The following is a 12483-nucleotide window of genomic DNA, read 5'->3' on the forward strand; positions in this document are numbered from 1 at the left end:
TTGCGTTCACTGGTTCCAGGGCTTGCCGCGGGTTTTCTGGTCCAGCGGCAACTGCTGCAGCACCGCTGCCTTGGCCAGCATATAGGCGCTGACCGGGGCGCTGATGAAGAGGAACAGGCTGATCAGCAACTCGTGCAGGCTGATCCCGCCGGCATCGGCCGAAAAGAACACCAGCGAAGCCATCACCACGCCACCCACGCCCAGGGTGGTGGCCTTGGTCGGGCCATGCAGGCGCATGAAGAAGTCCGGTAGGCGATAGAGGCCGATGGCGCCGATCAGCATGAAGGCACTGCCAAGGATCAGCAGCGCACACACGAGGATTTCCAACCAGAGGGCCAAGTGTTCGCCGGTCATTCGATGATGTCTCCGCGCAGCATGTACTTGGCCACCGCCACGGTGCTGACGAAGCCGAGCACGGCGATCAGCAGTGCGACCTCGAAGAACAGGTTGCTGCCCTTCCAGATGCCGTAGAGCACGAGCATGGCGATGGCGTTGATGTAGAGGGTGTCCAGCGCCAGCACGCGATCCGGCAGGCAAGGCCCCTTGATGAGCCGCGCCAGGGTCAGCAGCAGCGCCAGGCCGAGCATGGCCAGGCAAAGGGGGATCACTAGGCCGAGCATGGGAAGATCTCCTTCAGCGGCGCCTCGTAGCGCGACTTGATCTCGGCCACCATGGCCGCCTTGTCCGGGACGTCCAGGCCGTGCACGAGGAGTGTCCGGCGATCGGCGCTGAGGTCGGCGGCCAGCGAACCTGGTGTCAGCGACACCACGCTCACCAACACGCTGATGGCCAGTTCGTTGTCCAGCTCGATGGGGACCTCGACGAAGGCGGGACGCAGCGCTTCGACACGGCCGAGGGTCAGGCGCGCCACCTGGAAGTTGGCCACCAGCACGTCCCCCACCACCATCAGCAGGAAGCGCATCAACTTGAGCGGGTGCCAGCGTTTCGGACGCTCGATCAACAGCGGCTGGAAGAAGAACGGAATCGCCCAGCCGAGGAAGCCCCCCATCAGCCAGTGGCCGAAGGCGAAGGAATCCACCAGCAGCAACCAGACGAACAGCAGCAGCAGGCTTTCGGCGGGGTGAGGAAAGATTCTTCGAATCATGCTCCGCTCCCCTCGAGAATGGCGCGGTAAAGGTTCAGGTCATGCAGCTGCATGGCTGTGGCCTGGGCGTAATCGAGCAGTGGCTGGGCAAACGCCACCAGCAGCAGACTGCCGGCCAACAGCAAAAGGGTGGCGAGCAATCGGCCACCGTCCAGCTCCGCGCTGCCGAGCACCTGGTGGCCAGTGCGCCAGAACAATGTGCTGCCCGCGCGGCTCAGGGCGATGAGGCTGACAAAGCCACCGATCAGCAGCACGCTCCACAGCGGCAATGCACCAGCGCCCGGCGGCACTGCCTGGAGCAGCAGGAGCTTGGCGAAGAAGCCCGACAGAGGCGGGAGACCAGCCACCGCAATGGCACCGAGGAAGAACGCCGCGCCAAGGATGTTCGGGTTCTGCAGTGCCGGTCCTTGCACCAGGTGGCCCGCCTTCTCCCCACGCTGCCGGCTGACCAGGTCCGCGAGGAGGAACAGGCCTCCGGCCACCCAGGTGCTGTGCAGCAGATAGAAAAGTGCAGCGCCCTGGGCTTCGGGGGTACCCAGGGCGATGGCTGCCAGCAGGGTGCCGGCGGATACCACCACCAGGTAGGCCAGCAGGCCCTGCAACGTAGTGGCCGCCAGTGCGCCCAGAGCGCCGAGGATTACCGTCGCCAGGGCCAGCGGCCAGAGCCAGGGCTGCGCCAGGTTGGCCAACTCTCCGGCTTCGGGACCGAAGACCAGGCTGTATACCCGCAGGATGGAATAGATGCCCACCTTGGTCATGATCGCGAAGAGCGCGGCCACCGGAGCACTCGCCGCCGCATAGGCGCGTGGCAGCCAGAAGTACAGCGGCAGCAGTGCCGCCTTGAGGGCGAACACCAGCAGCAACACCAGTCCGGCTGCGGCCAGCACCGGGGCATTTTCCGGTCCGGCTGCGGCCACCTGGCGGGCCATGTCGGCCATGTTCAAGGTACCGGTGATGCCGTAGAGGGCGCCCACTGCGATCAGGAACAGCGCCGAACCGGCGAGGTTGAGGATCACGTAGTGCATGCCCGCCTTGACCCGCTCGCCACCTCCGCCATGCAGCAGCAACGCATAGGACGCGATCAGCAGGATTTCGAAGAACACGAAGAGGTTGAACAGGTCGCCCGTGAGGAAGGCGCCGTTGATTCCCAACAACTGGAACTGGAAAAGCGCATGGAAGCGCAGACCGATGCGATCATCGCCGCGCACGGCATAGAGCACGGCAGCGCTGGCCAGTACGGCGGTCGCCAGCAGCATCAGCCCTGCAAGGCGGTCCAGCATCAGGATAATGCCAAAGGGAGGCTGCCAGCTGCCCAGGGCATAGACACGCAACTGGCCATCGCCAGCCTGCTGCATCAGGTACAGCGCCACCGGTATCAGCGCCAGGGTAGCGAGCACCGAAAGGCTGCGTTTGAGGCGCTCGTTGGACGGCAGCACCAGCAGCAGCGCGCCGGTGAACAGCGGAATCAGGACGGGCAGTATCGTCAGGTGGATCATGGCGCCGACTCCCCGTCGGTGTGGCCATCGACATGATCGCTGTTCAGATCACCCACGCCGCGCAGGGCCAGCACCACCACGAAGGCGGTCATGGCGAAGCCGATGACGATGGCGGTCAGTACCAGGGCCTGCGGCACGGGGTCGGCAAACTGCACGTCGCGCCCGAGCACCGCCGCTTCACCGGCCAGACGCCCCATGGCAAAGAGGAACAGATTGACTGCGTAGGACAGCAGGGTCAGCCCAAGTACCACCGGAAAAGTCCGGCCGCGCAGCAACAAGTAGATGCCGCTTGCGGTCAACAGGCCGAGGGTTACGGCGAACAGCGCCTCCATCAATGAATCTCCTTGATCGCAGGCGGGGACAGGCTCAGCCGTCCGAGGTTGACCAGTACCAGCAGCGTCGAGCCAACCACGGCCAGATAGACGCCGAGGTCGAACAGCATGGCGGTGGCCAGCTCGAATTCCCCCACCAGCGGCAGCTCGAAATGGCCGAAAGCCGAGGTGAGGAAGTTGCGGCCAAAGGCCCAGCTACCGAGGCCAGTGAGTCCAGCAATGAGCACCCCGGCACCCGCCATGCGCTGGTAATTCAACGGCAGGCGTTGTTCCACCCAGGCAATTCCACTGGCGATGTACTGCAGCACCAGGGCCACCGCGGTGACCAGGCCGGCTATGAATCCGCCACCCGGCAGGTTATGCCCGCGCAGGAAGATGAACACCGAAATCAGCAGGGCCAGGGGAAGCATCAGGCGCGAGAGGGTTTCGAGAATCAGCGGGTGCTTGGCACCGGCCCAGTTGCGCCCCTGGGGGTCGCAGGTCGGATTTTCCAGGCGCAGTCCCGAGAGCATGGCGAAGATACCCACGGCGGCAATCGTCAGGACGGTGATTTCGCCCAGGGTGTCGAAGCCACGGAAGTCCACCAGTATCACGTTGACCACGTTGGTGCCGCCGCCCCCGGATACGCTATTGGCGAGGAAGAAATCGGCGATGCCTTCGTATGGACGGGTCAGCACGGCATAGGCCAGCAACGCCACCATCACGCCTACCGCACAGGCCAGGATGAAATCGCGCAGTCCACGCAGGCTGGAGCTTTCCCCCGGCGTACGAGACGGCAGGTAGTAGAGCGCCAGCATCAGCAGGACCAGGGTCACCACTTCCACCACCAGTTGGGTGAGCGCCAGGTCAGGTGCGGAGAACCGGGCGAATGCCAGTGCTACCAGCAAGCCGGCCACACCGAGGATCATCAGCGCGATCAGCCGCTGGCGATGGAATATCGCCGTCAACACACCAGACAACGCCAGCACCACCAAACCCAGGGCGGTGATGCCGTCCAATGGTGTCAGCGGACGTTCGCCAGCGATCTGCGGCAAGGGCGCGAGAGACAGCGCCACCATCACCATTGCAGCGCCCAGCAGCAGCGACAGGTAACGTTGCAGGGAGCCGTTCTCCAGGTGGCCGGTGATCCAGCGGGCGGCCACGACACAGCGCTGCACTTGCTGCTCGAACACTTCTTTGGCATCGGTATCGGGCAGGTCGGCGTACCAGCGGAACAGCGGCTTGCGCAGTACATAGACCAGCACGCCGCCCACCAGCGCGACCAGGCTCATGGCCAGCGGCAGGTTGAAGCCATGCCAGATCGCCAGGTCATATTCCGGCAAAGTGCCCCCCAGGCTGGCCGAGGCTGCAGTAGCGAGCAGAGGCGCGACCGTGATGCCCGGCAGCATGCCCACCAGCAGGCAGAGGGATACGAGGATCTCCACCGGCACCTTCATGTAGCGCGGCGGCTCGTGAGGCGGGAACTTGGGCAGGACAGCAGGCTCGCCATTGAAGAAGACGTCGTGGACGAAACGCAGCGAATAGGCCACCGAGAAAACCCCGGCGAGGGTCGCCGCCGCCGGCACTACCCAGCTGAAGCTACCCAACAGGTCCTGCTGCAACGTCTCGCCGAAGAACATCTCCTTGCTGAGGAAACCGTTCAGCAAGGGCACGCCGGCCATGGCAAGAGAGGCCACCATCGCCAGCACCGCGGTATGCGGCATGTACCGCCACAGCCCGTTGATCAGGCGCATGTCGCGGCTGCCGGTTTCGTGGTCGATGATTCCCGCGGCCATGAAAAGCGAAGCCTTGAACGTGGCGTGGTTGATGATGTGGAACACTGCGGCAACGTTGGAAAGCTGCGAATCGAGGCCGAACAGCAACGTGATCAAGCCGAGATGGCTGATGGTCGAGTAAGCCAGCAGTCCCTTGAGATCATGTTGGAACAACGCCATGCCGGCACCGAACAGCAACGTCGCCAGGCCACTCAGGCTGACCAGGTAGAACCAGAGGTCGGAACCGGACAAGGCCGGATACAGCCGCGCCAGCAGGAACACCCCGGCCTTCACCATGGTGGCCGAGTGCAGGTAGGCGGACACCGGGGTCGGCGCGGCCATGGCGTGGGGCAGCCAGAAATGGAACGGGAACTGCGCGGACTTGGTGAATGCACCCAGCAGCACCAACACCAGCGCCACCGGATAGAGGTTGTGGGCGCGGATCTGCTCGCCTGCGGCAAGCACCTGGGTCAGCTCGAAGCTACCGGCGATATGCCCTACCAGCAATATCCCGGCGAACAACGCCAAGCCACCGCCACCGGTAACCGCCAGCGCCATCCGTGCTCCCTTGCGCGCATCGGAGCGATAACCCCAGAAGCCGATGAGCAGGAACGAAGACAGGCTGGTCAGCTCCCAGAACACCAGCATCAGCAGCAGATTCTCGGACATCACGACGCCCAGCATCGCGCCCATGAACAGCAGCAGGAAAGCAAAGAAGCGCCCCATGGGCTCTTCCTTCGACAGGTAGTAGCGGGCGTAAAGGATCACCAACAGGCCGATGCCGAGAATCAATAGGGCGAACAGGTAGCCCAGGCCATCCAGTCGAAGGTTGAAGCTGAGGCCGAAGCCCGGTAGCCAGGGCTGGACGAAGTTGAGGGTGTGCCCGGCAAAGACGCTATCGGTCTGGGACAACAGGAGAACGAGGCCGGTCAGCGGCAACAATGCGGTGACGGCCGCGCAAACGGAACGGCCAAGGCGCTCGGCCAGCGGCGGAAGAAGTGCCCCGAGAAAGGGCAGCGCGACAATGAGCGCCAGAATCATCCATATCTCCCCTAGGTCAGCGCCAACTTCCTCCAAGTAACGGAAATGGCAAGAAAAAAACCCAGCGATTATCCATTACTATCGATTCATCGCGATAGATTGAATTATTTCAAAACGCTAGCAATTGCGGAGAACGTCCACTCCAAACGGCGATAGCGCCATGACGCTATCGCCGACATACGTGGAAGCGGGGAGGGAAACAGCAAGCTGTCCCGATTGGGACAGCTTAGCCTCAGTGGGCGACGCGGCTGGTGCCGTTGACCGTCGTGATGCGCACACGCTCGCCCACGCGGAAGACTTCATTGGGTTGGACTTCCTGGACGTAGGCGCGCATCGAACCATCGTCTTCACGTACAGTGATTTCGACGCCCTGGGTACGGGTAACGCCCTCTTCGGCAGCCGCACCCAGCAGACCGCCTGCAACTGCGCCAATCACGGCTGCGACTGCACTGCCGCGACCGGAACCGATGGTGCTGCCGCCAATGCCGCCGACAACAGCGCCGGCACCGGCGCCGATTGGCGTCTTGGTGCCTTCGATCTTCACCGGTCGCAGGGATTCGATGGTGCCCATGCGCACGGTCTGCACTTGTCGAGCTTCGTCACGGGAATAGGTGTCTCCGGTCAGGCTCGACTGACAGCCACCCAGCGCCAGTGCCACTGCCGTGAAAGAGGCAACCAGCAGATAGGGTTTACGCATAGCAATTCCTCCAGAATTAATTACTTGTCCATTAGACTCCGCGCCGCGGAGGCTGTCACCAGAGCGGGCTGACTACTCAGGTATCGTTCAGCCTGAATTCAGCTTTCTGACAGTTTCAAAGGAAATTTCCCACAAGCTCCCTGTCACTCAAGGTTAGCCCATGGACTACTTCATCATCGCGATCACCACCATCGCCGGCCTCTACTTTCACTGGTGGCTGTACGTTCGCATCAAGCGCTGGATTGATCGCGACCTCGCGTTGTCCCTGGCCGGGGGCGACAAGGACAAGCAAGCCTTCATGTTGGAGCAGTTGCAGGCCGCCCGCGCCCAAGGCGTCAGACGCAAGGACCTGCAGGTGTGGCTTGAGCGGGCGGCGCAGCGTTACACCGCCTGAGGGCGGTTAGCGGGGAGCTCCTATAGCCGGGTGATATCGAGCTACGCACCGCGCCCAGCGGGCGTCTTGCCATGCAAGCTCTGGGGGTCGAGGCGAACTTCCGCCACCAGCTCGACTACGGAGCGGAAGCGGGCACCGAGAAAGGCCCGCGCGGCAAACCCCAGGCCGCTGGCCTGCACCTGCGCGCAGGTGCAGGCCATGGTCTCGGCCCTAGCAAGCGGCGATCCGCTGCGCGTAATGCCCCTGGCGCCGCGTCGAGCGATTCCACCTACGTGGGATTGGCATCCTTCTTCAGGCCGGAAACATGAGTGGCGCCACAGGCCCCGCATAGCGGGTTGTCACATCTGCCGCTACTTCGAATTCAACGCCGGAAAGCCGCCAATCAAGGCCGGACGGCTCAACCGTTTCCAGGCGGTAAAGCGGATTCGGGCGCGAGTGGTCGATGGCCTCGCGCCTTCTCTCGGGAAAGTCAGGGTGCCAGGCGCTCGCGAACCCAGGCGCTATCCACGAGCCGGTAATTGAGGCGGTCATGCAGACGGCTCGGGCGCCCCTGCCAGAACTCGATCCGCTCGGGCAGCAAGCGATAGCCGCCCCAATGCGGAGGGCAGCTGGGTGCGCTATCGAGGAATCGCTGTTCGGTATTCGCCAGCAGCGCTTCGAGCTCCGCGCGATCGCGGATCACCCGGCTCTGTGGCGATGCCCAGGCACCCAGGCGGCTACCCAGCGGACGAACCTGGTAGTAGGCGTCGGACTCGGCCGGGCTCACCCGCTCCACCTTGCCCTCGATTCGTACCTGGCGCTCTAGGGCGGGCCAGAAGAAGGTCATGGCGGCGAATGGATTGGCCGACAGTTGATCGCCCTTCGCACTGTCGTAGTTGCTGAAGAAAGTGAATCCGCGCTCATCCAGTCCCTTGAGCAGTAGGACCCGGCAATGGGGACGGCCTTCGGTGTCGACCGTAGCGAGGGTCATGGCGTTGGGCTCGACCGGTAGTTGCTCGGTCTTCACCGCATCGCCGAACCAGCTCTGGAACAGGCTGAAGGGCTCTGCGGGAGCCTGTTCCTCGCTGAGCCCGTCACGGGCATAGTCACGGCGCATATCGGCCAGGGTCTGGGTCATGATTGGCAGTCCTGTGTTCGGAAAACCAATAGCTTACCCAAGCCAGGCCTATTCGGTTTGATCTGCCGCAACCACCTTCTTGGCCTTGTCCAGCGGCTCCGGCTTGGCCGGCTTGTTGTACTGGGCTATTAGCGCAACCAGGGTTTCCTGCGGCGTCAGGATCATCTCGACACGGCGGTTGAGGGAACGGCCCTGCTGGCTGTCGTTGGCGGCGCGCGGCATATCCGAGCCCAGCCCCTTCAGGGACAGGCGATCACGCTGCAGGCCGCTCAGGCGGAAGATCGCCGCAACGGACTGGGCGCGCTCCTGGCTGAGCTTGCGGTTGATTTCGTCCTTGCCGGAGCTATCTGCATGGCCCAGGACCAGCACCGCGGTCTTGGGATCGCCTTCCACCAGCTTCGCCACTCTGGTAATGGGGCCAAGGGTGATAGGCAGCAGCATGCTCGGGCGATCCGGGTTGTAGGACGGGTCGACCGGCAGGGTCACCACCAGCACGTTCTCACGACGCTCCAATTCCAGCTTGCTGCCCTTCACCGCCTCGCGCAGGCGCGGCTCGTACTGATCGAGCCAAGCCTGGGTCGCCTTAGTATCCACCTTGGCAACCTTGGTTTGCTTGGCCTTTTCGTCACCACCAAAGGGCCACCAGCCCTTGCTGGCGGAGACGGTCTTCTCGGGTTTGGCAACAGGCGCCTCGGCCTTCTGCTGGCCAAGCATGCTGCAGCCGGAGGCAGACACACAGAGGATCAGGGTGGAAATCTTTAACAGCTTCATGGGGCAGGATTCCGTAGTCGCTGAAGGCCGCTCGCCAGCATCAGCTGATGGCGTTTTAATCTCTCAATCGAGCTTAAATTTTCGCGCCAAGCCTTTAATCAGCAAAGAAATAAACAGGGTATCTGACGAGTGGCTCAGCCCAGGCAGTCTTTGACCACGCGTGCCAGTTTTTGCGCTCGCGGGTCCATCAGCACATAGGGGCCGAGGGTGTTGGTGACGAAGCCAAAGGCCAGTTCGCGCTCCGGATCGGCAAAGCCGGTGGAGCCGCCTGCGCCGGGATGGCCGAAGGCGTAACGGCCCATGCCATAGGTGGCATTTGTTACGTCCGGTTGATCGAGCATGCAGCCGAGGCCGAAGCGGGTGGAGGTCAGCAGGGTGAGGTCCTCGCCCTGGGCGTGTTCACGGGTCAGTTCGGCGAGCAGCTCCGAGTCCAGCAGCTCGCCGTCCAGCAAGGCGGCATAGAAACCCGCCACGCTGCGCGCGTTGCCGTGGCCATTGGCCGCAGGCTGCTGCATGCGACGCCATTCCGGCTTGTTCGTGCTGGTCATGATCGACGGCGGATTGGTGAACGAGCGGGTACTGACCGACGTCGGCTCGGTCATCATGCTCTTGAGCAGCCGCTGCGCCGCGGCATCCCCCATGTTGCCCTTGGCACGTGCGATATGGGCGACGCGATGGAACTCCTCATCCGCCAGGCCCACATGAAAATCCAGCCCCAGAGGTTGGGCGATGCGGGCAGCGATGGACTCGCCCGGTCCCCGGCCATCGGCTCGGCGAATCAGCTCGCCAATCAGCCAGCCGTAGGTGATAGGCGCATAGCCATGAGCCTCCCCGGGTGTCCACCAAGGCTCTTCAGCAGCCAGGGCCGACGTCATCGCTTCCCAATCGTAGAGGGCCTCGGCCGGTAACAAGGCGCGAATCGCGGGCAGGCCGGCGCGGTGACAAAGCAGTTGGCGAACGCTAATTCGCTCCTTTCCTGCTGCAGCGAACTCAGGCCAGTAGCGCGCCACGGGGGCGTCCAGTTCCAGTTTGCCCTCCCCCACCAGCTGCAACAGCGTTACGGAGGCGAAGGTCTTGGTGCAGGAAAACAGGTTGAGGATAGTGTCGCTGTGCCAGGCCTGCTGGCCATCCTTGTCGGCCACGCCGGCCCAGAGATCGAGCACCGTCTCGCCACCGACCTGCACGCAAAGGGCGGCGCCGCGCTCCTGCGGATCAGCGAAGAGTTCGGCGAACGCGTCTCTCGCCGCTTCGAAGCGCAAGTCGAAATAGCCCTGGGTCTGCACCGGCATGCTCCTGAAAGAAAATGGAGGCGGCATTGTTCCAGCCTTGCCGCCCCTTGTGAACCGTGCCGAAGACGGGTCACCCATCAGGGCTTCCCGGCTTCCTCCTGGTTCGGAGCGGCCGGCTGGGCGGGTTCCTCAGCCTTGGGCTGTTCTGCCGGTTCGGCAGTCGGTTGTTCAGCCTCTTGGGCTGGCTCCACGGGCTTTTCTGCCGCTGTCGGCTTGGCCGCTTCCTTGGGCTGCTCCTTCACCGGCGTCTTGGGCTGCTCCTTCGAGGGAGCTTGGGGCTGCACAGGCTTGTTGATATCAGCGGCCAACGCCAGGTTCGCCTTGCGCACGGCCTCGACGAAGCCCTGCCATGGGCGGTCAGTGATGCCGACCAGTCCCAGGTGGCCGTTCTCGCCGTCCAGCAGACGGCCAGTGGCGGGCTGGTCGAGGTACTGGAACCAGTGGGCGCCGACGATCAGCGGCTCCTCGGCTGCCTTCTTGAGATAAGCGGCGTAAGCCGGACCGCGCTCTTCTTCCTTGTAGACCTCGGAGACGCCACCCCAGAACGGACCGCGGTCACGGGAGCCGAAGTGGAATTCGGTGAGCATCAGGGGCTTGTCGAGGCGACGCAGCAAATCCATGTCCAGGCCGTGCTGCGGCTCACGGGTGTAACGGTTGAAGCTGATCACGTCGCAGTACTGCGCGCAGGACTCGATGGCCTCGGGCACGGTTGCGGCGAAACGACCACCTAGCAGCATATGGTTTGGCGCATGCCACTTCATGGAGTCGGCGATGGTTTTGAAATAGGTGTCTGCAAAGAAGCGCTGGAAGCGCTGGAAGTCTTCCTCGATGGCCGGGTGCTCCGGATTCGGCAGCGGAGGTTCGAAGCCCGGGTCTTCCATCAGCTCCCAGGCTTGCAAATCGATGCCCCAGGCTTTCGAGAGGCCCTGCTGGTTACGGTACTTGTCGCGCAGCTGCTTGAGGAAAGCGCGCTTGGCAGGCACGTCGGTCGTCAGGCGCAGGGTGCCGTAGGCCAGCGCGTAACGGGCCCTAGGGTCTTCGCTGTGGCCGCCCCAGGCAAGTTCGTTATCGGCGAAGAAGCCGAGCAGCCAGGGATCGTCGCGATGGTCGCGGGCGGCAATGGCGATAGCGCGCTCCGCCGCCATCGCAAATCGAGGGTCGAAGGGGTCGGGCATGCCGCCCCACCAGTCGAAGCCCGTCTTGATGGTGGCGTAGTCACCGTGAATGGACAGAGGCAGCGTGTAGGGCATGCGCTGACTGTTGTTGAAGGCCGGGTCGCTCCAGTTGCCGACGGTATTGAAGCCCCACGCCTTGAGACGATCCAGGCTGTGGCGAACCCAGCGCTGCGGATCATTCCCGCCGTAGGTGCGCTCGATGTTGGCGCCGTAGAAGTCGTACCAGCGGCCCTGGTTGAATTCGCGCCCCTTGTTGGCGTCGGTTTCGGCACGGTCGTCGCCTTTGCCGAAATGGCCGGCCAGTGGCTCGTTGTCCTTCGGCAGTGCCTTGAACATGGCTTCCCGGCCCTGGACGTAGGTCTGGCTCAACCCCGGAGTCACCGCGTTGACGCCCAGCGAGAAGAACGGATGGCCTTCCGGGGTGACCAGGAACCAGCGACCATTACGCTTCTCGGTACGGAAGAAGCCGCTGGCTTCGAAGGTTTCACCACCCAGCCAGCCACCGTAGGTGTCCTGCTGCGGCAACTTGGCCGTCCAGTCGGCAAGCTGTTTCACTTCGTCCCCGGCGGCCTTCTTCAGCTGCTCGTCATTCTTCACCTTACCCGGCCAATCAGCGCGGGTGTACTGGCCGTAGGCGTCCATCAGGCCGTCGTAGAAGGCTTCTTGCTGATCTTTCTCTTCAGTTCCGAAACGACCGAGCAGCACGTTCTGGGCGGCAGTCGGCTGGCTCAGGGAAAGCGTCACAGAGGCGACCTTGCTGCGGTCGATCTCGCCGTTGACCAGTGTCGCCGGCAGCCAGCGCTTGCCATCGGCGGTCCAGGGTACCGGCGGCGCCGCTCTCATTCCGTGGGCATTGGGTGATGTTGCGGAAAGGGGGACGAGCAAGGTTTGCGCCGGTCCGGCCGGCAGCGCTACCTGGGTGGTCAGAACCTTGCCATCGGTGCTTTCGATGGCCACGTCCAAGGTAATTGCCCAGTCCTGCGCACTCTGGATGCGCAGGCTCATCGCCTCGGCCTTGGTCCAGTCCCAGGTACCGCTCTGCGGGGTCAGGCGCAGGCTGGGCTTCTCCGCTGCATTGAAAGTGAGACGGCGCAGGACTTCGCCATTCGCGGTGGTTTCAGCGGTCACGCTCGGCAGGTTGGCGTCCTGGGTGGTCACCTGCACCGCATCCAGCGGCCGGACGAAGTTGAACAGGGTCTCCGCCTGGGCAATCAGGGGAATTCCCGACATCCCGAAAAGGATGGCCAGGGCGAGGGGGCGTTTTGGTATCGAAAGCATCGGACCGGAGTTCCCAAGAGAATGCTGAGCATAG

At 63.4% G+C, this 12483-nt stretch carries 13 protein-coding genes; 1 reads left to right on the forward strand and 12 read right to left on the reverse strand.

The features are described from left to right. Positions 1–6 precede the first annotated feature (6 nt). The 7 genes from SA496_RS18235 to SA496_RS18265 all read right to left on the reverse strand — a co-directional run bounded on the left by SA496_RS18235 (position 7) and on the right by SA496_RS18265 (position 6425). On the reverse strand, positions 7–354 hold the full coding sequence (locus tag SA496_RS18235; protein WP_120649810.1) for a Na+/H+ antiporter subunit G: 348 nt from the start codon (positions 352–354) through the stop codon (positions 7–9). Then, positions 351–620: a K+/H+ antiporter subunit F gene (locus SA496_RS18240; protein WP_120649809.1), complete on the reverse strand. Its 270-nt coding sequence runs from the start codon at positions 618–620 to the stop codon at positions 351–353. Before SA496_RS18240 ends, SA496_RS18235 begins: the two co-directional genes overlap by 4 nt. After that, positions 608–1105 (reverse strand): Na+/H+ antiporter subunit E, encoded by a 498-nt coding sequence (locus SA496_RS18245; RefSeq protein WP_120649808.1) that lies wholly within the window; start codon positions 1103–1105, stop codon positions 608–610. Before SA496_RS18245 ends, SA496_RS18240 begins: the two co-directional genes overlap by 13 nt. Further along, positions 1102–2601, reverse strand: a complete 1500-nt coding sequence (locus SA496_RS18250; RefSeq protein WP_330114260.1) for a monovalent cation/H+ antiporter subunit D — start codon at positions 2599–2601, stop codon at positions 1102–1104. The genes SA496_RS18245 and SA496_RS18250 overlap by 4 nt, the downstream gene beginning before the upstream one ends. Beyond that, positions 2598–2933, reverse strand: coding sequence for a Na+/H+ antiporter subunit C (locus SA496_RS18255; protein WP_120649806.1), 336 nt, complete (start codon positions 2931–2933; stop codon positions 2598–2600). Before SA496_RS18255 ends, SA496_RS18250 begins: the two co-directional genes overlap by 4 nt. Next, positions 2933–5728, reverse strand: a complete 2796-nt coding sequence (locus SA496_RS18260) for a monovalent cation/H+ antiporter subunit A (RefSeq protein ID WP_330114261.1) — start codon at positions 5726–5728, stop codon at positions 2933–2935. Before SA496_RS18260 ends, SA496_RS18255 begins: the two co-directional genes overlap by 1 nt. Before the next feature lie 232 nt (positions 5729–5960). After that, complete coding sequence (locus tag SA496_RS18265; protein ID WP_120649804.1) at positions 5961–6425, reverse strand: glycine zipper 2TM domain-containing protein; 465 nt, start codon at positions 6423–6425, stop codon at positions 5961–5963. Between the two features lie 160 nt (positions 6426–6585). Between SA496_RS18265 and SA496_RS18270 the strand changes: the two genes are divergently transcribed. Further along, entirely contained in the window at positions 6586–6819 is a 234-nt protein-coding gene (locus SA496_RS18270; RefSeq protein WP_120649803.1) for a hypothetical protein, read from the forward strand. 41 nt (positions 6820–6860) lie between these two features. Here SA496_RS18270 and SA496_RS18275 read toward each other — a convergent pair whose 3' ends face one another. The 5 genes from SA496_RS18275 to SA496_RS18295 all read right to left on the reverse strand — a co-directional run bounded on the left by SA496_RS18275 (position 6861) and on the right by SA496_RS18295 (position 12449). Beyond that, positions 6861–7019 (reverse strand): hypothetical protein, encoded by a 159-nt coding sequence (locus tag SA496_RS18275; protein ID WP_153917297.1) that lies wholly within the window; start codon positions 7017–7019, stop codon positions 6861–6863. A gap of 269 nt (positions 7020–7288) precedes the next feature. Beyond that, the gene (pdxH, locus tag SA496_RS18280; protein ID WP_120649802.1) at positions 7289–7936 is read right to left on the reverse strand and encodes a pyridoxamine 5'-phosphate oxidase; all 648 of its coding nucleotides are present in this window, start codon (positions 7934–7936) and stop codon (positions 7289–7291) included. Positions 7937–7984: 48 nt separating this feature from the next. After that, entirely contained in the window at positions 7985–8650 is a 666-nt protein-coding gene (locus tag SA496_RS18285; protein WP_256661059.1) for an OmpA family protein, read from the reverse strand. Positions 8651–8841: 191 nt separating this feature from the next. Continuing rightward, on the reverse strand, positions 8842–9990 hold the full coding sequence (locus SA496_RS18290) for a serine hydrolase domain-containing protein (protein WP_280359638.1): 1149 nt from the start codon (positions 9988–9990) through the stop codon (positions 8842–8844). Between the two features lie 83 nt (positions 9991–10073). Then, positions 10074–12449, reverse strand: coding sequence for a beta-galactosidase (locus SA496_RS18295; protein ID WP_442965064.1), 2376 nt, complete (start codon positions 12447–12449; stop codon positions 10074–10076). Between the last annotated feature and the right edge of the window lie 34 nt (positions 12450–12483).

The sequence above is a fragment of the Pseudomonas sp. JS3066 genome (genome assembly GCF_036328175.1).
Taxonomy (GTDB): domain Bacteria; phylum Pseudomonadota; class Gammaproteobacteria; order Pseudomonadales; family Pseudomonadaceae; genus Metapseudomonas.